This window comes from Microbispora sitophila (assembly GCF_014892245.1).
GTDB classification, from domain to species: Bacteria; Actinomycetota; Actinomycetes; order Streptosporangiales; family Streptosporangiaceae; genus Microbispora; species Microbispora siamensis.
In genome coordinates this window covers 69,451-88,835 of record NZ_JADBGC010000022.1, presented here as the reverse complement: position 1 = coordinate 88,835, position 19,385 = coordinate 69,451, and the positions used below count along the sequence as shown (strand labels likewise).

Genomic DNA, 19,385 nt, shown 5'->3' with positions numbered 1-19,385 from the left:
CCTTACTGGATGCCTTCCTTCACGAGGGTCCACTGCTGGCAGGCGCAGCCGGTGTCGCCCCACTGGTCGGCGATGGCGCCGTCCGCCGTGGAGTTCTGGTAGATCTCCAGCAGCTTCCCGCTGTTGCGATTGGGGACCTTGTAGTAGCCGCTGTCGGTCGGGGTCAGCGACCAGTGCTGGTAGGTGGCGCCGTTGGAGGACCGCTGGTCGGCCTGGGTGCCGTCGGCGGTCGAGCCGGACGGGATCTCCAGCAGTTTGCCGCTGTTCTTGTTGGTGAAGGTGTAGTAGCCGGCGGTGCCGGTCGACGAGACCTTCCAGATCTGGGTCATGTGGTCGGTGTCGCCCCACTGCCCTGCCCCGGCCCCGTCCGTGGTCAGGGCGGACGCGATCTCGAGGTATTTGCCGCTGCCGCGGTTGACGATCTTGAACTCGCCCGGGGCCGCGACTCCGGACCGGTGGACGTCGATGAAGTCCAGCTCGGCGTAGGTGCCGTTGTAGGAGAACCGGATGGTGTTCGTGCCGGCGTTCAGGGCGGTGGTGAACTGCGCCCAGCGGAACCGGCCCCAGTCGTACGTCGGCGGGTACGACAGGGTGAAGGCGGTGCCTCCGTTGACGCTCACGAGGTGGCTGCTCGTCGCGCCGGTCCCGTTGTCGTAGCGGACGTTGACCGTGTACGTCCCGGTTGCCGGAGCCTTCACGTCGAACTGCACGTAGCTGGTCGAGTAGTTGATGTTGCCGATCTTGGCGCCGTTCGAGGCGTCGGCGTGGGTGACGGTCGAGACGTTGTTCACCGTGGCCCGCTCGGCCTCGTAGTGGTCGGCGTTCAGCGGGATCGTGCCGACCCGGATGTCGTTGTACGTCGTGGAGGCGTTCTCCACGTTGGTCGCCTGGTAGAGCGTCGTGCCGTCGGGGCTGACGTCGATGCCCTGGGCGAAGCCGGAGAAGAATCCGCCCTGGGTGTCGGAGGCGTCGTAGGTCACCGCGAACGGGAGCCGTTCCCAGTTGCCGAGCCCCAGGTTGTAGTTGACGAAGAAGTCCTGGCCGCCGTTGATATTGCCTGAGCTGTCCAGGCCCCACTTCGACGCCACGACGATCATGCCGTTCGGGCCGCCGGCCGGCACCCAGCGCACGTACGGCGAGGAGCCGATGCCCCGGCCGTCGGCGAGCTTGATCTGCGTGCCCAGCCCGCTGGGCCAGGTGACGCCGTCGTCGGACAGCTTGTAGTAGACGGGGGCCGTGTTCAGCGTCTGGCTCGGCCGGTTGACCACCTCGTACGTGGCGATGTACTTGCCGTTGGGCAGCTTGGCCACAGTGATCATGCCGGGCCTGTCGCTCTTGTTGCCGACGGCGGCCACGTTCACGACCGGGCCCCAGGTCAGCCCGCCGTCGGTGGACTTGCGGTAGACGACCGCCTGCAGGATCCCGGACGCCTTCTGCCGCTCGTCCGAGAAGTAGCAGACGAGGTTGCCCGACGCGTCGATGATGAGGGACGGCTCCCACACCGTGGTGGTCGTCGACGTCGGGCTCGGGTCGTAGACGGCGGGACCGCCGGTGTCGACCGTGCTCAGGTACGTCCAGGTGGAGCCGCGGTCGGTGCTCTTGTAGAGCACGATCCTGCTGCTGGACCTGTCGGCCGGCATGAGGTTGCCGGCCAGCAGGACGGTGCCCGCCGCGAGGCCGCCCACGGCCTGCGGCAGCTCGTACAGGAACGGCTGCGAGGTCAGCGTGAGCGAGGGGAACGTCGAACTGGGGACGACGTCCGAGACGTGCGACCAGGTCGAGCCGCCGTCCGTGCTGCGGTAGATGGGATAGACCTGGTGGCCGCTCACGTAGACGAGCTGGTCGTAGGTGACGAGCAGCTCGCCGTTGTGCGTCCCGTTGTTCTTCAGCGCGATGATCTTCGCGTACGTGGTGCCCGCGGCGTCGAAGGCGCTTCCCGCGGGAGGCGAGTAGACGAGGGAGCCGTTGCCGGTCGTCACGGCCTGCGCCGTGGGGACCGGCACCAGTAACGCGGCCAGCAGCACGAGCGTGGTGAGGATCGCTTTCACACGGTGTCCTTCCGTTCCATTCGAAGGGCGGTCCACGACTCGGGGGCGAGCCGCAGGATGGTGGCGCCGGCGTCGCCGGCGGCGTGCGCGGTGAAGGTCCCGGGTTCACCCGAGCCGGCGGCCGTGAGCGTCCAGCCGTCGAGCACGGCCAGCCGTCCCGGACCGGCCTGGGAGAGGCGCACCTCGGCGGGCTCGTCCGCCCGGTTGGTGACGAAGACCGCCAGTTCCTCGGTCTCCTCGTCGTACGTGGCGGCGACGGCCACGGCCGGGACGTCCCCGTGCCGTACGGTCGCGACCTCAGGGCAGGAGACGACCGTACGCAGGCTCAGGCCGTGGGCGAGCCGGGCCGCCAGCGCCGTGGGGTAGAAGATGGTCTGCCGCCGGGCGGCACCGCCCGCCTCGGTGAGGATCGGCGCGCTGACGTTGACCAGCAGGGACAGGCACCCGATCTTGACCCGGTCGGCGTTGTTCAGCAGTGCCACCAGCAGGTCCCCGACCACGACCGCGTCCAGCGGGGTGTAGACGTGCTCGGTGATCGGGACGGCCACGTCCAGTTCCCGGGCCGAGATGTCGACCACAGGGTCGCGGGTCCACACGTTCCATTCGTCGCAGGACAGGTTGATCTTCTTGCGCCGGCCGAGCCGTGCGCCGACCGCGTCGGCGGTCGCCACGACGTCCTGGATGAAGCCGTCGAGGGCGGCGCCGGACCCGAGATACCCCGCACGCTCCCCGTCGTTGAGGTAGTACGCGTGCAGGGAGACGTAGTCGGCGACGTCGTAGGTCTGCTCCAGGACGTCGGCCTCCCAGTAGCCGAACGTCGGCATGTGGCGGTGGCTGCTGCCGCAGACGACCACCTCGATCTCCGGGTCGATCATCTTCATGGCCTTGCCGGCCTCGCGGGCCAACCGGCCGTACTCGGTGGCGCTGGTGTGCCCCGTCTGCCAGGGACCGTCCATCTCGTTGCCCAGGCACCACAGCGGGACCCGGTGCGGCTGCGGCGTGCCGTACGATCTGCGCAGGTCGGACCAGCGGGTGCCGCCCTCGACGTTGCAGTACTCGACCAGGTTCGCGGCGTCCTGGACGCCCCGGGTGCCGAGGTTCACCGCCATCATCGGGATCAGGCCGCCGCGCCGCGCCCAGCCGAGGAACTCGTCGGTGCCCACCTCGTTGGGCTCGATGCCACGCCAGGCCAGGTCGATGGTCCGGGGACGGTCCGCGACCGGCCCGACCCCGTCCTCCCAGCGGTAGCCCGACACGAAGTTCCCACCGGGGTAGCGGACCAGCGTGGTCCCCAGCTCGCGGACCAGGTCGGCCACGTCCGTCCGGAATCCGTGGGGATCGGCACCGGGATGGCCGGGCTCGTAGATCCCGGTGTAGACGCACCGGCCCATGTGTTCGACGAACGACCCGAACAGCCGCCGGTCGACCGGACCACGGTGGAACTGGGTGCTGAGCGTGATGTCAGCGGTGAGCAATGAGACTCCCGGTTACTTGACGCTCCCGGCCAGCAGCCCCTTGATGAAGTGGCGCTGGACGAGCAGGAAGATGATCACGGTGGGGATCGTCGCGATGGTGCAGGCCGCCATGAGCTGGCCCCACAGGTCGAAGCCGCTGGAGGTGGACCCGCCGGTGACATTGGTGGCCAGGCCCGCCAGCAGCACCGACACCGTCTGCCGCGCCGGGTCGTTGACCGCGACGATGGGCCAGACCAGGTCGTTGTAGATGTTGAAGAAGGTCAGCACGGCGAGCGCGGCCAGGCCCGGCCGGATCACCGGGACCACGACCGACCAGAACGTCCGCAGCGTGCCCGCGGCGTCGATGGCGGCCGCGTCCAGCAGTTCGTCGGGCACCTGGCTGATCGTCTGCCGCATGTAGAAGACGCTGAAGGCGTCCACCGCGCCGGGCAGGATCAGGGCCTGGTAGGTGTTGATCCAGCCGAGCTGCTTCATCTCCAGCAGCAGCGGGATGACCAGCGTCAGCGTCGGCAGCATGAGGGTCAGCAGGACGACGCCGAACAGCAGTTCCTTGAAACGGAAGCTGTACTTGGCGAATCCGTACCCGGCGAGGGGGCACAGGATCATCGTGATCGCGCCCTTGATCGCGACGACCAGGACCGTGTTGCCCAGCGCCTGGCCGATCGGCACCGAGCCGAACATCGCCCGGAAGTTGTCCAGCGTGAAGGGGCCGACGCCGAGCGGGTCGTTCAGGATGCTCGCGCCCGGTTTGAGCGAAGAGACGACCATCCACCAGATCGGGTACAGGAAGACGACGACCGCCAGCGCGACGAGCAGGTAGCCGGCGCCACGCCGCAGGCCGGTCATCTCGACTCCCGGAAGACACGCACGGCCGCCAGCGAGAGGCCGAGCACCATGATCACCAACAGGAAGGTGTTGGCCGCTCCGGTGCCGAGGTCCGAGGCGCCGATGTGCTGGAAGAGGTACAACCCGGTGGTGGTGCTGCTGTTGTAGGGGCCGCCCCCGGTCAGCACGTACGGTTCCAGGAACATCTGTGAGATCCCCAGGGTCGAGATGACCACGAAGAACGCGATCGCGTGCCGCATCAGCGGGACGGTGACGGACCAGAAGGTGCGGACGGGGCCCGCGCCGTCGAGCGCGGCCGCCTCGTAGACCTCGCCGGGGATGCCCTGGATCGCGGCGAGCATGATGATCAGCGCGAAGCCGCTGCTCTTCCACAGCACCAGCAGCGCGATGGTCACCTTGGACCAGCCGGTCGAGGTCAGCCACTCCACGGACGGCAGGCCGGCCAGCCCCAGCAGGTGGTTGACCACGCCGTAGTCCCGGTCGAAGATCAACACGAAGGCCTGGGCCATCGCCGCGAGCGGCGTCACGTACGGGATGATCACGGCGGTGCGCAGCAGCCGTTTGAAACGGAGCTTCGCCCTGGACAGCGCCCCGGCGGCCACGATCGCACCGATCGTCTGAGCCGGCACGATGAGCAGCCAGATGATCGCGCTGTTCCCCAGTGCGCCCCAGAAGTCCGGATTGGTCAGCAGGTAGGTGTAGTTACTCAGGCCCACCCACCTGTACGTGGCCCCGCCATGCCAGTCGATGAAGCTGAGCTGGAGGGCGTAATAGAGCGGATAGGCGCCGAAGGCCGCGAAGAACACGAAGAACGGGGCCACCAGCAGCGGCCCCCTCCAGCCCGTGCGCGGCCCGCGCCGGGCGGGTCGCTTGGGCAGGGCGGCCACCTGTCGTGGGGCCGCGCGGTTCGCCAGGAGGGACACGGCCGGTCAGTTCCTGTCGATGAGGTTCTTCTTGATGTCGGCCGTCGATCTGGAGATCACCTCGTCGACCGACATCTTGCCGTCCATGAGCCGCTGGAGGTTCGCGCCCAGATACTTGGCCGCCTGGCCGTACCAGGTGGGGGCGGTGTAGCCGGCCGGGATGTCGAGCGCGGCTTTGGTGCTGATCGCCCAGTTGTCCACTCCCCCGAGCTGGGGGAGCCTCTCGACCAGCGGCTTGGCCGGGTCGAGGGCCGACTTGACGGACGGCACGACCGTGTTGAGACCGGTGGGGTAGACCGAGTTCTTGGAGAACACCTTGCGGTAGCCCTCGGGGTCGTAGACGGCGAACTCGTAGAACAGCCAGGCGAGCTCGGGGTTCTTCGCCTTGGCGGGGATGACGAACGAGCTGCCGCCCATCAGCCCGGACCGCGCGCCGCCCTGGGTCCATGCGGGCAGGTTGGCCACCCGCCACTGCCCGGTGGTCTTCTTCAGACCCGACTGCGGGATGAAGATGAACCAGATCGCCCAGGGGACGAGGGAGATGATCTGCTCGTCCAGCATGGTGATCTGGGCGGTGCTCGCGAACTTCTGCCGCGCGCCGAGCCCCTCGTCGACGACGGTCTTGATCCAGGTGAGGGCGCGCCGGGAGGCCTCCCCGTCCAGGGTCAGGTTGCCGGAGGGGTCGACCAGTCCGTGTCCCTGCTGCTGGTTCAGGAACATCGTGTACCACATCATGCCGAGCGTGTCGTCCTGCTCCAGCGGGATGGGGCGCGCCTTCGGGTTCTTCGCCTTGATCGCGCGTGCCGCGTCGAGCAGGGCGTCGTAGCTGGTCAGCGAGGCGGGGTCGACGCCGGCTCCGGACAGGACCGCGTCGTTGTAGTAGAGCAGACCGGGGTCGGTGTCCCACGGGACGCCGATGAGCCGTCCGTCCTGGGTGAGGACGTCGAGCTTGAACTGGATCGTGTCGTCCCGGTACTTCGCCATAAGGGCGGTCAGGTCGTAGAGGTGCTCGCCGTGCTGGCCGATCTGGTCGTCCTCCCAGAAGGACCCGTCGGGCAGCCCGGCACCGCTGATCAGCGCCGGCGGGAGCTTGGTGTTGATGTCGACCCCCTTGAGGTCGACCTTCACGTTCGGATATCTGGCGTTGAACGCGGGGACGACCGTGCGGAAGACCTTCAGCAGGTCGTCGTCGCGCATCCAGAGCGTCACCTGGCCGCGTACGTCGGCACCGGCGGACGGGGCCGTCGACGAGCCGAGCGCCGCCGGCTTGTCCGATCCCGTCGGCACCCCGCAGGCCGCGAGCAGGCTCCCGGCCGTGAGGACGCCGAGGCCTCGCAGCACGTCCCGGCGCGACGTTAGCGATAACAATTGATCATGAGGATAGGCCACGGCGATCTCCCTGATTACTGACGGATGGCGAACCCGGCCTCTGGTTCACACGGCCCAACCCGGCCGTTGAGGCTCGATTGTTAACGATGCCAAACAGGAGCGTCAAGGGCTCGTTTCCTCAGGTTTACCGGGGTGCCCGTCGTTGTTATCGTTATCAACCGTTGCCTTGACCCCGGGATGTCCCCGCTTGATGCTGGCGGGCGTGACGTCCGTGTCCCCTCTGGAGCGCAAGTGCTGGAAGCACGCATCACGATCGATCCCGCATTCCGCGTCGCCCCCGTACGGCGGCGGACGTTCGGCACGTTCGTCGAACATCTGGGCCGCTGCGTCTACACCGGCATCTACGAACCCGGCCACCCCACCGCCGACGAGGACGGCTTCCGCACCGACGTCCTCGCCCTGACCCGCGAACTCGGCGTCACCACGGTCCGCTATCCCGGCGGCAACTTCGTCTCCGGTCACCGCTGGGAGGACGCCGTCGGCCCGGTCGAGCGGCGCCCGGCCCGGCTCGACCTCGCCTGGCACAGCACCGAGCCGAACCGCGTCGGCGTCGACGAGTTCATGCGCTGGTGCCGCAAGGCGGACCTCGAACCGATGATGGCCGTCAACCTGGGCACCCGCGGCGTGGGCGAGGCCCTGGCCCTGCTCGAGTACTGCAACCATCCGCACGGCACCGCCTGGTCCGACCTGCGCGTCGCCAACGGAGCCAAGCGTCCGTACGACGTGCGGATGTGGTGCCTGGGCAACGAGATGGACGGGCCCTGGCAGATCGGCCACAAGAACGCGGCCGAATACGGCCGCCTGGCCGCCGAGACCGCCCGGGCCATGCGGATGTACGACCCGGCTCTCGAACTGGTCGCCTGCGGCAGCTCCAGCTCCGGCATGCCCACCTTCGGCGCCTGGGAGGCCACCGTCCTGGAACACACCTACGACCTGGTGGACTACATCTCCTGCCACGCCTACTACGAGGAGAAGGACGGGGATCTCGGCTCGTTCCTCGCCTGCGCGACCGACATGCAGCACTTCATCGACTCGGTGACCGCGACCGCCGACGCCGTCGGCGCGAAGCTGAAGTCACGCAAGAAGATCAACCTGAGCTTCGACGAGTGGAACGTCTGGTATCAGTCCCGCTTCCAGAACGCGCCGGTCCCCGCCGACTGGCCCGTGGCACCCCGGCTGCTGGAGGACCACTACCACCTCGCCGACGCCGTGGCCGTCGGCTCCCTGCTGATCACCCTGCTCGCCAACAGCGACCGCGTCACCGCCGCCTGCCTCGCGCAGCTCGTCAACGTCATCGCCCCGATCATGACCGAGCCCGGCGGTCCCGCCTGGCGGCAGACCACCTTCCACCCCTTCGCCCAGGCCGCCCGCCACGCCACCGGCGACGTCCTGCGGGTCGAGACCGTCAGCCCCACCTACGACACCGCCGGCTACGGCGAGGTTCCGCTGCTGCACGCCACCGCGACCACCACCGGGGACCAGACCGTCGTCTTCGCCGTCAACCGATCCGTGGACCGGCCGCTCTCGGTCACCGTCGACGGCCCCATCACGCGGGTCGTCGACGCCACCACCCTGACCGACCCCGACGTCTACGCCCGCAACAGCGCCGACACCCCGGACCGGGTCACCCCCCGCCCCCTGCCGGCCGACGGTACGACCGTCACCCTGCCGCCCGTCTCCTGGAACGTCATCCGGCTCGCCTAGCGGGCGGGCCGACCCGCTCGACCAGCCGGCACCGGCAGAGGCCGACGCCAGGCCGACGCAGGTCGGCACAGGTCGGCACAGGTCGGCGGTCCGCGCAGGTCGGCATGCGTCGGACAGGCGCCGTAGGAAGCCGCGAAACGAGGACGATGTCATGACGCCGGTCGATCCCGAGCCCGCTCCACCATCCCGTGCCGCGGTGATGGGCGACGTGGCCGCCCTGGCAGGCGTGTCGGCGATGACGGTCTCACGCGTGCTCAACTCCCCTCAGAAGGTGCGGCCCGAGACCCGGGCCCGGGTGCTGGCAGCCGTACGGGAGCTCGGCTACCTCCCCAACTTCGCGGCCCGCGTGCTGGCCACCGGGCGCTCCGGGATGCTGGGCGTGGTCAGCTTCGACACGACACAGTACGGCCCGGCGTCCATCCTGCGCGCCATCGAACACGCCGCGATCGAACACGACTACCTGGTGAACATCGCCAGCCTCAGGGCCCTCACCCGCGGGTCGATCGAGGAGGGCGTGGAGCGGCTGCGCCGGCAGTCGGTCGACGGGATCGTCGTCATCGCGCCGTACGAGTCGGCGGCCGAGGGCCTTCGGCACCTGCCCTCGGACCTGCCGGTGGTCAGCGTCGGCGGTGGCGAGGAAGTCCCGGTTCCCACCGTCGCGGTCGATCAGCACGCCGGGGCGGCGCGGGCCACCCGGCATCTGCTCGGCCTCGGCCACCACACGGTCTGGCACGTGGCGGGGCCGCCGAACTGGATCGACGCGCGGGAGCGGGTCAGCGGCTGGCGGGGCACCTTGGAGGCCGAGGGGCGGGAGATCCCCGAGCCACTGGTCGGCGATTGGAGTCCCGGAACCGGTTACGAGCTGGGCCGGCGCCTGGCCCGGCGCTCGGAGGTCACCGCGATCCTCGTGGCCAACGACGAGATGGCCATGGGCCTGCTGCGGGCGCTGCGGGAGAACGGGCGGCGGGCGCCGGGGGATGTCAGCGTCGCCGGCTTCGACGACATTCCCCAGGCGGCGTACTTCTGGCCACCGCTCACCACGGTGCGGCAGAACTTCGCCGACGTCGGCCGGCACGCGTTCGCGCTCCTGCGCGAACGCATCGCCGGCGGCCAGCCGGCCCGCCGCCGCCTGGTCGAGCCCGAGCTGGTCGTCCGGGAGAGCACCGGCCCCGCCCGGATCGGCCACGACCGCGATCCCCGGCAGCAGGTTCGGAGCTGAGAGCAGGCAGGTGTTGAACCTCGGCCGATCAGGCTGAAGGAGCGGAGGCCGTGTCCGCGTCCGAGTCCCGGCCTTTCACGCTCGCCAACGCCTGCTCCAACGTGTCATGCACCTCGAACAATTGGTGCAGACCTGTGGTGGTGAGCATGCGGCGCAGAAAAGCCGGTGGAGCCGCCAAAGCCATCCGGATGTTGCGCTCCTGGCACCCCCTGAACGCAGTGATCATCTGGCTGATGCCCGAGGAGTCACAGAAGGTCATCGAGGCGAGAGCGAGAATCAAAGTGCCACCGGCCAGCGACTCCCACAGGCGTTCTACGGTGACCCGCAACGCGGCAGACCTGGTCCAGTCCAGATCTCCCGCCACGTGGACAACCGCCCACTTGCCAAAGGCTCCATGGTCCACCTCGAAGGAGATCCCTTTGGGAGGCATCGCGATCACCGCCCCCTGGTGTGAAGCGCCCCACCGCACGTCCTGGTAATGCCGATAACGAAGGTACGGCAAGACCACCATGTGCGGCGGCTGCCGCGATGCACCAGACGCACATCACTACCCAGGACTCGCCGCATCACGCCTCGGGCGGGCACCTCCGACTCCGAGGTGATCCCCTGGCACGCGAGGAGCGGGATAGGGGACGTGACCGGCTCCGTGGGCCGTGCACGGCATAGCGTCGCTCTGCGACGGCTGGCGGAGCTCCGGTCACAACGCGGAGCCGGCGGTGACTTCGAGCCCGCGGGCCGCCACCACCTGGGCGCTGCCGTCGGCCAGGCGATAGCACAGGCCCACGACGGCGGCCTGGCCGGCGCCGACCCGTTCGGCGAGCACCCGAGAGCGGTCCAACAGCAGGTCAACGGTGTGTCTTACGTGCTCAGCCAGGATCTCGTCGGCCTCCACTCGACCTGAAGCCCGCGCCGCGAGCACACTGGGCGTCACCCGCTCGACGACGTCCCGGACGTACCCGGCCGGCACCATCCCGTCCTCCAGCGCGGCGCACGCGGCGCCGACCGCGCCGCACGAGTCATGGCCCAGGACCACCACCAGCGGGCAGTCCAGCACGTCCACCCCGTACTCGATGCTGCCCAGCACCTCCGCGCCCATCACGTGGCCCGCGGTGCGTACCACGAACAGATCGCCCAGGCCACGATCGAAGATGATCTCGGCGGCCAACCGGGAGTCGGAACACCCGAACAGGACGGCGAACGGGCGCTGGCCCGGTGCGATCTCGGCGCGGCGTGCCGCATCCTGGTTCGGGTGTTCGGGGGCGCCGGCAACGAAGCGCTGGTTGCCGGCCAGCAGCAGCTCGAAGGCTTCCTTGGGAGTCGGAGACTTGATCTCGGCCATGGCCGAAGCCTAGGCCAAGCCCCCGCCCGTCGCATCGCCCGGTCTTCCCAGCGCCTGCCGAGGCTTCGTCGTCACCCCGGGCGCTCGGCTTCGACCCGGATTCAGCCACGTCATCGCCGAGCCTCCTTCCTCAGGGCTGTCGATCGACGGATTTGGACCGAAAGTCCCACGATCAGGGGACTTCGAGACGACCGGCGCGTGCCGTACGGCTCCTGCGGCACGGCCGGTGATCGCGGTTTCCTTGAGATGTCGAAAGAGAAAAGACGTTGAAAGGGGCCGGCAATGGCCATCACCGAAGGGCGCAACCAGAGGCACCGCCTCCACGCCGCCGCTCCCACCGCGGTCACCGTCCCCGCCCCCCGCGTGCACGGCGAGACGATCCCCACCACCGGCGCCGGCCCGGTCCGGTACGTGTGGGCCGCCGCCCGCATCGCGATCGGCTGGGTGTTCCTGTGGGCCTTCCTGGACAAACTGTTCGGCTGGGGCTTCGCCACCCCCGCCGCCAAGGCCTGGATCAACGGCGGCAGCCCGACCACCGGCTTCCTGAAGGGCACCGCCGACCACACCCTCGGCGGCCTGTTCACCACCCTCGCGGGCCAGGCCTGGATCGACTGGCTGTTCATGACCGGCCTCGCCGGCATCGGCGCCGCCCTCATCCTCGGCGTGGGCATGCGCATCGCCGCCACCACCGGCGGACTGCTCCTGCTCACGATGTGGGCCGCCGAACTGCCCCTGACCACCAACCCCTTCATGGACGAGCACATCGTCTACGCCATCGTCCTGGCAGGCCTCGCCCTCGCAGGCGCCGGCACCACCCTCGGCCTCGGCACGTGGTGGGCCACCACCCCCCTCGTCCGCCGCCTCCCGATCCTCACGTAGACCTCGCCCTGATCTCACGGCCCGTCAACTCCAGTGCCCGCCCCCGCTGCCGGGGGTGGGCACCGGCATGTCTGCGATGCGAAACTTCGCATCGTGATGGGGAAGGAGCCCTCTTCGCTGATTCCCAGCATGCGGTCGGACGATCTTCTGACCGAGCTGCAGAGCCGTCGGGAGGCGGTGCCGACCACTCGGGATGGGGTATACGCACTGCTCGAAGTACGGCGCAGCCGCCTTCTCTGACTCTTCGCCCTCGCGTTCACGATCGCCGCCGCGATGTTCGGGCTGTTCATGTTCATGCTCCAGGACCCCCAACGCACGGGCCATCGGCCTGCTGGGTGACTCACCACACCCTTCGGGCCGGCCACCGGCGTCGGCCGCGGCTACCTCGCCGGATTCGGGAGGCCCGGGCCAGGCGGCGCCCCGGCCCGGACTCCGGAGGACGCGCTCAGACGCAAGCCGTCAGGAACGGAGATCCGGCCAGGGACCTGTGGTCCTGCCGCCGTCACTCCCGGCTGAGACCGATGTTCAACGTGCGGGAGCACCTTCAGATCCGCACCCTCCTGTTGCTTTTCATCTATTTCAGTAGATACTGAAACAGCTAAAGGAGAGGTGGATGACTGAGCAGGATCAACTACTGGAATGGGCCGAACGGGTGGCCATGTACCTGGCGCGCGACGGTGTGCCGCCGATCGCCGGCCGTGTGCTGGGCTGGCTCATGATCTGCGACCCGCCGGAGCAGTCGGCCGGCCAGATCAGCGAAGCCATCGGCGCCAGCCGCGCCTCGCTGACCTCGAACCTGCGGCTGCTGACCGGCATGGGCTTCCTCACCTGGCGGACCAGGCCAGGTGAGCGCACCGTGTACTACCGCATGGCCGACGAAGCCTGGGGTGTCGTGGTACGCCGACAGGTCGCCGGGATCGCCGCGTTCCTCGACATCACTCGTCAGGGGCTCGATCTGGTCGGCGCAGGCAACGATCGAGCCGCCCGGATTCGCCAGGCGCACGCCACCTTCGAGTGGATGGCCAAGGTCTTCGACAACGCACCGCCCCTGCAGGAGGAGCGATGACCTCGAACGCCGTCGTGATCGGCGGCGGCATCGGCGGTCTGGCCGCGGCCCTGGCACTGCACCGGATCGGCTGGCACGCCACCGTCCTCGAACGCGCGCCCGAACTACGCGAGATCGGCGCAGGAATGTCCCAGGCACCGAACGCGCTGCGCGCGCTCGACGAACTCGGTGTCGGCGAGCGAGCCCGGGCAGTGGGTGTGCCGACATACGCGACCGGCAACCTGCGCACACCCGATGGGCGCTACCTGCAGCGTGCCCACCCGGGTGATCCGGCCCCGCTGCTCGGATTCCACCGAGCCGACCTGCACCGGGTCTTGCTGGAAGCCATCCCATCGGGATGGATCCGGCCAGGTGCCGAGGTCACCGCCATCAGGCAGGACAAGGAGAGCGTCACGGTCCGATGCGGCGACGACGAGCTGAGCGCCGGCCTCGTCATCGCCGCCGACGGCATCCGCAGCACGGCCCGCCGCCTGCTGTGGCCGGATGCACCGCCGCCGCGATTCCTCGGCCGTACCGCCTGGCTGGGCATCTCCGAAACCCCCGGCATGCCGGGCAGCATGACCCTCGGCCCCGGCGGCTACTTCCTCATCCACCCGGTCGCCCGTGACCGCGCCTACTGGGCCTACGTCACCTCCGCCGACCGGCCAGGCATCCGCTACGACTCAGAGAAGGGAGAACTCCTCGAGCGCGTCGGCGACTGGCACGACCCCGTCCCGGCCATGGTCGAGGCCACCGCGCCCGAAAGGGTGATCCGCATCGACATCCACGACCTCGATCCCCTGCCGACATACGTCAAGGGCCGGGTCGTCCTGCTCGGCGACGCGGCACACGCGATGAGCCCGGACCGCGGCCAGGGCGCGGGCCAATCCCTGGAGGACGCGGTGGTACTCGCCGCGGCAATCGCCAACGAGCCGACCGTCGACGACGCGTTGCGCTGTTACGACGCCGAGCGCCGCCCTCGCACGCAGGCCACTGCCATGGGCGCGCGCAAGGACGGCGCCCGCAGCACCTTCAAGGGTGCATATCGGCTGATGACGCCGATGCTGCGTCTGGTGCCCGCATCGCTCTGGCGTAGGGGTACCTCGCCTGATGGAAACCCCACCTGGCGATGGCAGCCTCCGCGATTGACCTGACTCCCGTTCAGCAGGGGACGACAAGCATGATCCGCGCCCAGATGAACAGCGCACCCTGAATGACTAGTGCCGCGTCACGCAGCGTTCGTTCTGTTGACCACGTGGCAGGTACTGATCGTCAGGGTGGGCGTCGTCATGTTGACGATGGTCTGGGAGGTTGCCGGCGACCTCGATAGACCGGACCGCATATCCACGCTTCGCGCGGGTGATCTCGGTGCGAGAGTTGGCGGAGAACTTCACACCGTCCGATGCCGAGTGGGCTGGGCTCGCGGCCACCCCCAGGATGAGCATCATCTGTTGATGTTGGTGGTGTGGTTGAAGTCCTACCAGCGGCTGGGACACTTCCCGAAGATCACTGAGGTGCCGGTCGCTGTGGCCGGGCATGTGCGCGGGGCGCTCGGGCTGGCCGATGAGGTGGAGCTGCGGCAGGCCGCGTCGATGACGGCCAGCCGCCATCGGGCGTTCGTCCGCCAGCGCATGGGCGTGTCGTATGAGGCGGCTCGGGTCCGGCGGGTCGCCGAGGAAGCTGTCCGGAAGGCCGTGCAGTCCAAGGACAACCCGGCCGATCTGATCAACGTGGCGCTGCGGCGGAGCGGGCCGGGCGCCTGGTACCGAAGACGTTGGAGCGCGCCGGTGGCGTGGAGGCGCTGGCGGGCGTGCATGAGGCGCTCTCGGAGGCGATTGGGCTGGAGGCCACCACGGCCGAGCGCAGCGTGCTGGAGGCGGTGGACTTCGTGCGCGCGTTGCGTGGCGCCAAGACCATGTTCGTCCCTGAAGAGCTCATGGTGGCGCGGCCAGTGCCTGCGGGCGATCCGGTCGCGGCGACATCGACGATCAACGTGGATGCCTTCGCCTCGGGACAGTCGCGCAAGATCCTTCGGGACAAGAACCGGCCGGGAATGCTGGTGCGGCGTCATCTGGAGGTGTGCTGATCGCGAAGTGCGTCATTTACTCCACCGCCTGCGACATCACCGACGCCGCCAAACGACATCACCGCCGAAGGCAGGACCGTCCACCTGGACGACCTGGCCACCATCTCGCCCTACATCACCCACACCGTGCGCAGGTTCGGTAACTGGACCCTTGATCTGACGCCACCCGAGCAGACCCCGGTGACCCGGCTCGACCTCGAACACGCGTGCTGTTCCCGGCCTCACCGCCAGAGGCGAGCGCCTGCACCTCACTCGAGCTCGCCATCGAGCACTGCCCGTCTCGGCCGTCGGAGTGTGCGCGAACGGACGTACGCCAAGGCCCGTTCGCCCAGGTCACTGATAGCGTGCGATCTCGTTGGGCGGGCGCACTCGCGTACGTTTCCGTTCCATCACCCCAGCGCCTTCGGGCGGCACGTCCACAACCTGAAGGAACGCCGCTTGTCGCCACCGCCGCCCGCACGGGCTCAGAACCGGTAGCGGAGAATGCGTGCCCCTTGCCGAGACAAGGCCGTGCTGCGGGCGGTGAGACGGGTCAGCGCGCGTAGGGGTTGCGGAAACCGGGCTATTTCCGGTGCGCGGGTGAGGATCTGCTCCTCGATCAGTTCGAGGCCGGCGTCCCAGGACTCTGGTTCGTGTGGGTCGTCGAAGCCCTGGGCGGCATTGATACCGAGTGCCTTGATGGTCGGGTGGTACTTCATGGCCCAGGCCGCGAAGCGGGTGTAGCCGTTGAGCGCGAACTCGCCCGAAGGGAAATGGCCGGCCAGCGCGCGGGTCATCGCCTGGAAGGAGTCGCCGGGCATGAAGGGGAGCAGCCCCTCGGCGACGATCATCGCCGGCCGGTCACCGGGGATGGCTGTAAGCCAGTCGGAGCTGGTGAGGTCGGCTCCGACCAGGTGGGAACGTCCGGGCAGACATTCGGCCCGCAGGTGCACCACTTCCGGGAAGTCGATGTCGTACCAGTCGACGCCGGGCGGGGGATCACAGCGGAACATCCTGGTGTCCAGGCCGCAGCCCAGGTCGAGCACCACGCATCCGGGATGAGCGGCGATGTAGGCGCGGACGACGCCGTCGAGCTTCTTGGCGCGCAGTGCCGTGGTGAGGACGAGGTTGGGCTTGACCTTGAGCTTGCCGAAGTCGTAATCGATGTTGCCGGCCAGGTCGGCGGAGAGCGTATCGCCGAGGATCGGGCTGGGCTGCCCGGCGTCCAGGGCTCTGGCGTGGAGAGTGAGCAGCAGCGTTTCCTGGATCAGCCCGAGTTTGGGTCGCCAGCGGTGCATGGGGATTCCTTAACGGCGTAGCGGATGGCGGGCCGCGAGGTTCTGCAGCCACGTCAGGGAGTCGTGGGCGGCCTTGATGCGCTCGGTGCGGTGCCCCTCGCCGCCCACGATGTCGAGCCCTTCGTCGGCGATCTCGCCGAACGCGCTCAGGCTTTCGAGCTTGCGCTGGATGACCTTCTGCCAAGCGTCGTCTTCGATGCGGTAGTAGGAGACGCGATCGCCGGGCCTTCTCACCTTCTTGACCAGGCCGATGGCCGTGAGGAAGCGCATGTTCGAGGTGAGCGAGGCCCGGCTGGCCTGGATGACCTCCGCGATCTCGCCGGCGGACTGCTCGGCCGGATCGCAGATCATGAGCCAGCCGAGGATGCGTCCGGTGATGGGCGGCAGCCCCCACTCCTCGACGCAGAAGGCTGCCACCCGCTCCACCCAGCGGAGCAGCCGGTCCTGCTGTTCCTCAGTGCTCATCGTCGCATCCTCCGTTGTTGATCGTGTGCCGGTTCACTGTGTCATGGCGGCCACCGACTCGTAGGTGGGTGTCGGGGTGATGTCCGCGAGCCGGGTCCTGTGCAGGTAGAGGTCGAACCAGTCGATCGCGAGCGCCATCGCCTCCTCCAGGCCCGGGCCGGTGTAGAGGCCGAGCACGTCGTAGGGCAGCACCGCGAGCCTCTTGGGCTCGCCCGCCTTGGCGAAGGCACTTTGCGCCTCCTCGAGCATGTGGTACGGGTCCCAGCCGCCGTTGGCGATCATCAGCAGTGGCGTCGGCGCGAGCCGGTGGATGAGGTTCTCCGGTGCGAAGGTGAGCAGGTGCTCGGCTGAGTCGAGGGTCTTCTCGTTTCGGTAGGTGGGAAACAGGCGGGTCGACATGTCCGGGGTGTCCTTCACACTGTCGCCCTCCAGCGTCAGGTGCGGCACGCGAGCGCTCTGCCCGCCTTCGTAGCGCCGCTGCCAGTCCTGCTGCAGTTGGTCGCGCAGCGCGTGGACACCGGCACGGCCCAGGAGGCGTTCCATGTACCGCCATCCGTTCCACACGCTGGGGCTCTGCACGACGACGCACTTGATGCGCCGATCGAGCACGGCGGCCTGGGCCGCCACCGAGCCGCCGATGCTCACCCCCCACGCCCCGATCCGCTCCGGCTGCACTTCGGGACGGATCTGCAGGTAGGACACGGCGCTGCGGAAGTCCTCCACCTGCCGCTCCGGGTAGTCCAGGCCGCGCGGCTCGCCTTCGCTGGAGCCGACCGTGCGGTAGTCGATGGCCAGCACCGCGAAGCCGGCCTTGACGAAGTACGGCGCGAAGAACGCCAGCGCCTCTTTGACCATCACCCCGCTGTGCCCGAGCACCAGCCCGGGGACCGGGTCGCTCGTCTCGGGCAGGTAGAGATCGCCCGCGCAGCGGGTGCCGAGGCTGTTGAAGGTCACGTGTTCCATGGCTTGCTCCGTACTTGTTGGCTAGTTATTTCAAACGTGACTGAAATATCTAGCGATGTCAATCCGGAAGGCTGTACAGGGAAGAGGTTGCGCACACCGCCGCTCACTCCGGCGCATCGGCGGCATCTATGAGTGACAGGGAATTTCCATTTGGGCCCAGCGCCAAGACCTCCTGGCCACCAACCCGGCCCGCCGTCTGGAACAGCGCAAGACCACCCGCCGCGGCCGCGCCATCCCCGCCGCCCGGCTGGAGAAGCTGTCCACCGACGACCGCCACCCGCTACGGGAACGGCCCCTGCCTCCGGCCGCCGCGCGCCCGCCGACGTCTGCCCCGTCACCGGACGCGGCCGCCTGTCCTACCGCGCGCCGAGTACCCGTTCAAGACCGCCTCCGCCGAACTCGACCCGCACGGCGACGGCTGGACGCTGCATCAGTACGCCACTCGGCGCTGACCTACCTGGCCGCCGCCGGCCGCACCGCCCCCGAGCTGCAGGCCAAGTCCCGCCACCAGCACCTGGCCAGCCTCGGCCGCTACGTACGCCTGGGCGAGGAGACCTCCGCCCGCATCACCGCTGAGCACGACCCCGCTGCCCGACGGCGCAAGCACTGACACCAAGGCGCCTTCACCACGCGGTGTGTTTCTGTCGTACTCCGGCCGTACGTGCTCAGGACCCGGTGAGGGTGCGGCCGTGGTCGGCCGCGTACGCGGCAAATACCTCCGCGGGTGTCCCATTCGTGTGGAGAAAACGCTGGTCAAGGATGGCGGCGGGCGGGTAGGTGTGTCGGATGCCGAGCAACGCAGGAACAACGTGTCGGCATCCGACAACCAACCCGACTCCTGGTCGTTCACCGGCGCGGAGGACGCGACGGTGAACGACGCGACCGCGACGCCGCGCTCATCGCTGAACCGGAATGCGGGATCAGCAGTGAGGTTGCCCCTCACTGTGATCTAACCCGGCCTCCATCAAACCCGGCGCGGTCCACTCTGTGCCGCATCGAGCCCCCGGCGGCATCACGACCCTGCTGCGCCTCGCCGCCGCCGGCCCACGACCGCGGTCCCTGCGGCTACCGCCACCACCAAGACGGCGGCAACCAGTGCGATGGTCCACCCGCCACCTGATGACGAGGACGCGGCCGGCGACGTGCCTGCCGCCGGGGAAGACGGCGCAGCCCCGGCGGGGGTCGCCACCCCGGCCGGTGACGGGCCGGCAGCCGGACTCGCGACCGTCGGCGTGGCAGAAGGTGGCGCGGGGGCTTTCAGGGTGAAGTGAAGCTCCCCACTGACGGGATGGCCGTCCGAGGACACCACGCGGAAGGCGATCGCATAACGGCCGTTGGGCAGATCTGCGGTCAGCGGCTGGGTGACGACGGGCCCTTTGGTGTTCGGCTTGCCCTTGGTGACCTTCTGCCCGTCCGGACCGGTCACCGCGATGGTGACGAACTGGCGATTGATGCTCTCGGTGAAGACCAGCTCGACGTGGGGGGGCGCCTTTTTCACCGTCGCGCCGTCCTTGGGCGTCGACGACTTCAGCTCCGTGTGTGCGACCGCGGGACCCGTCACTCCGGCAATCACGGCGGTCACGACAGCGGCGGCTGCGAACAAGCGGATGACGATGTGCGCGTATCTCACGGCTTGCCCTTCCAGAGAAAGGGGGAACGCCTAAGGCTATCGGCGATGATCGCCCCTTCCCCTGAGCGCCGCCGTAGTGCCCTTTGGGGCTCTTCAC

The 19,385-nt window shown here is 68.8% G+C and carries 19 protein-coding genes and 1 pseudogene; 8 read left to right on the top strand and 12 right to left on the bottom strand.

Features of this window, described 5'->3' with window-relative positions:
• Positions 1–2: 2 nt before the first annotated feature.
• From IL992_RS33380 to IL992_RS33360, 5 genes are read right to left on the bottom strand one after another with little or no spacing between them, the layout of a single operon-like run.
• Positions 3–2,048, bottom strand: coding sequence for an RICIN domain-containing protein (locus IL992_RS33380; RefSeq protein WP_319018985.1), 2,046 nt, complete (start codon positions 2,046–2,048; stop codon positions 3–5).
• Complete coding sequence (locus IL992_RS33375; protein ID WP_226874209.1) at positions 2,045–3,523, bottom strand: alpha-N-arabinofuranosidase; 1,479 nt, start codon at positions 3,521–3,523, stop codon at positions 2,045–2,047. The genes IL992_RS33380 and IL992_RS33375 overlap by 4 nt, the downstream gene beginning before the upstream one ends.
• A 12-nt stretch (positions 3,524–3,535) precedes the next feature.
• The gene (locus IL992_RS33370; protein WP_193207304.1) at positions 3,536–4,369 is read right to left on the bottom strand and encodes a carbohydrate ABC transporter permease; all 834 of its coding nucleotides are present in this window, start codon (positions 4,367–4,369) and stop codon (positions 3,536–3,538) included.
• A complete protein-coding gene (locus IL992_RS33365) occupies positions 4,366–5,292 on the bottom strand; it encodes a carbohydrate ABC transporter permease (protein ID WP_319018984.1) in 927 nt (308 codons plus the stop codon). The genes IL992_RS33370 and IL992_RS33365 overlap by 4 nt, the downstream gene beginning before the upstream one ends.
• Before the next feature lie 6 nt (positions 5,293–5,298).
• Positions 5,299–6,633, bottom strand: coding sequence for an ABC transporter substrate-binding protein (locus IL992_RS33360; RefSeq protein WP_319018983.1), 1,335 nt, complete (start codon positions 6,631–6,633; stop codon positions 5,299–5,301).
• Between the two features lie 279 nt (positions 6,634–6,912).
• On the opposite strand from IL992_RS33360, the gene arfA reads away from it, so the two are divergent.
• Entirely contained in the window at positions 6,913–8,385 is a 1,473-nt protein-coding gene (arfA, locus tag IL992_RS33355; protein WP_193207302.1) for an arabinosylfuranosidase ArfA, read from the top strand.
• Positions 8,386–8,536: 151 nt separating this feature from the next.
• The gene (locus IL992_RS33350) at positions 8,537–9,604 is read left to right on the top strand and encodes a LacI family DNA-binding transcriptional regulator (RefSeq protein WP_193207301.1); all 1,068 of its coding nucleotides are present in this window, start codon (positions 8,537–8,539) and stop codon (positions 9,602–9,604) included.
• Between the two features lie 28 nt (positions 9,605–9,632).
• On the opposite strand, the gene IL992_RS33345 is transcribed toward IL992_RS33350, so the two are convergent.
• Together IL992_RS33345 and IL992_RS33340 are read right to left on the bottom strand one after the other, a co-directional pair.
• Positions 9,633–10,115, bottom strand: coding sequence for an STAS domain-containing protein (locus tag IL992_RS33345; RefSeq protein ID WP_193207300.1), 483 nt, complete (start codon positions 10,113–10,115; stop codon positions 9,633–9,635).
• Between the two features lie 186 nt (positions 10,116–10,301).
• Positions 10,302–10,943 (bottom strand): carbonic anhydrase, encoded by a 642-nt coding sequence (locus tag IL992_RS33340; protein ID WP_193207299.1) that lies wholly within the window; start codon positions 10,941–10,943, stop codon positions 10,302–10,304.
• A gap of 282 nt (positions 10,944–11,225) precedes the next feature.
• Between IL992_RS33340 and IL992_RS33335 the strand changes: the two genes are divergently transcribed.
• The 5 genes and pseudogenes from IL992_RS33335 (at position 11,226) to IL992_RS46805 (ending at position 14,953) form a co-directional block, all read left to right on the top strand.
• Positions 11,226–11,822: a hypothetical protein gene (locus IL992_RS33335; RefSeq protein ID WP_226874207.1), complete on the top strand. Its 597-nt coding sequence runs from the start codon at positions 11,226–11,228 to the stop codon at positions 11,820–11,822.
• 613 nt (positions 11,823–12,435) lie between these two features.
• Complete coding sequence (locus tag IL992_RS33330) at positions 12,436–12,888, top strand: GbsR/MarR family transcriptional regulator (RefSeq protein WP_193207298.1); 453 nt, start codon at positions 12,436–12,438, stop codon at positions 12,886–12,888.
• A complete protein-coding gene (locus IL992_RS33325) occupies positions 12,837–14,021 on the top strand; it encodes an FAD-dependent monooxygenase (RefSeq protein ID WP_404804804.1) in 1,185 nt (394 codons plus the stop codon). The genes IL992_RS33330 and IL992_RS33325 overlap by 52 nt, the downstream gene beginning before the upstream one ends.
• Positions 14,022–14,156: 135 nt before the next feature.
• Positions 14,157–14,597, top strand: a pseudogene (locus IL992_RS49085) (DUF4158 domain-containing protein); the annotation flags it as partial.
• Positions 14,598–14,659: 62 nt separating this feature from the next.
• Positions 14,660–14,953, top strand: coding sequence for a hypothetical protein (locus IL992_RS46805; RefSeq protein WP_226874237.1), 294 nt, complete (start codon positions 14,660–14,662; stop codon positions 14,951–14,953).
• A 464-nt stretch (positions 14,954–15,417) separates the two neighbouring features.
• Here the strand turns inward: IL992_RS46805 and IL992_RS33315 are convergent, their stop codons facing one another.
• The 4 genes from IL992_RS33315 to IL992_RS33300 form a co-directional block, all read right to left on the bottom strand.
• Entirely contained in the window at positions 15,418–16,230 is an 813-nt protein-coding gene (locus IL992_RS33315) for a class I SAM-dependent methyltransferase (protein WP_193207295.1), read from the bottom strand.
• A 9-nt stretch (positions 16,231–16,239) separates the two neighbouring features.
• Positions 16,240–16,695 (bottom strand): GbsR/MarR family transcriptional regulator, encoded by a 456-nt coding sequence (locus IL992_RS33310; protein WP_193207294.1) that lies wholly within the window; start codon positions 16,693–16,695, stop codon positions 16,240–16,242.
• A 33-nt stretch (positions 16,696–16,728) separates the two neighbouring features.
• Positions 16,729–17,658 (bottom strand): alpha/beta hydrolase, encoded by a 930-nt coding sequence (locus tag IL992_RS33305; RefSeq protein WP_193207293.1) that lies wholly within the window; start codon positions 17,656–17,658, stop codon positions 16,729–16,731.
• 430 nt (positions 17,659–18,088) lie between these two features.
• Entirely contained in the window at positions 18,089–18,271 is a 183-nt protein-coding gene (locus IL992_RS33300; RefSeq protein ID WP_193207292.1) for a hypothetical protein, read from the bottom strand.
• Positions 18,272–18,395: 124 nt separating this feature from the next.
• Here IL992_RS33300 and IL992_RS33295 point away from each other — a divergent pair, with 124 nt between their 5' ends.
• A complete protein-coding gene (locus IL992_RS33295) occupies positions 18,396–18,611 on the top strand; it encodes a hypothetical protein (RefSeq protein ID WP_193207291.1) in 216 nt (71 codons plus the stop codon).
• Positions 18,612–18,670: 59 nt separating this feature from the next.
• Here the strand turns inward: IL992_RS33295 and IL992_RS33290 are convergent, their stop codons facing one another.
• Positions 18,671–19,288, bottom strand: coding sequence for a copper resistance CopC family protein (locus tag IL992_RS33290; RefSeq protein ID WP_193207290.1), 618 nt, complete (start codon positions 19,286–19,288; stop codon positions 18,671–18,673).
• Positions 19,289–19,385 lie beyond the last annotated feature (97 nt).

What these genes read in the sequence shown, in the direction of transcription:
- IL992_RS33330 (WP_193207298.1), top strand. Translation starts at nt 12,436, where the DNA reads ATGACTGAGCAGGATCAACTACTGGAATGGGCCGAACGGGTGGCCATG.
- IL992_RS33370 (WP_193207304.1), bottom strand. Translation starts at nt 4,369, where the DNA reads ATGACCGGCCTGCGGCGTGGCGCCGGCTACCTGCTCGTCGCGCTGGCG.
- IL992_RS33335 (WP_226874207.1), top strand. Translation starts at nt 11,226, where the DNA reads ATGGCCATCACCGAAGGGCGCAACCAGAGGCACCGCCTCCACGCCGCC.
- IL992_RS33315 (WP_193207295.1), bottom strand. Translation starts at nt 16,230, where the DNA reads ATGCACCGCTGGCGACCCAAACTCGGGCTGATCCAGGAAACGCTGCTG.
- IL992_RS33345 (WP_193207300.1), bottom strand. Translation starts at nt 10,115, where the DNA reads ATGGTGGTCTTGCCGTACCTTCGTTATCGGCATTACCAGGACGTGCGG.
- IL992_RS33350 (WP_193207301.1), top strand. Translation starts at nt 8,537, where the DNA reads ATGACGCCGGTCGATCCCGAGCCCGCTCCACCATCCCGTGCCGCGGTG.
- IL992_RS33310 (WP_193207294.1), bottom strand. Translation starts at nt 16,695, where the DNA reads ATGAGCACTGAGGAACAGCAGGACCGGCTGCTCCGCTGGGTGGAGCGG.
- IL992_RS33305 (WP_193207293.1), bottom strand. Translation starts at nt 17,658, where the DNA reads ATGGAACACGTGACCTTCAACAGCCTCGGCACCCGCTGCGCGGGCGAT.
- IL992_RS33340 (WP_193207299.1), bottom strand. Translation starts at nt 10,943, where the DNA reads ATGGCCGAGATCAAGTCTCCGACTCCCAAGGAAGCCTTCGAGCTGCTG.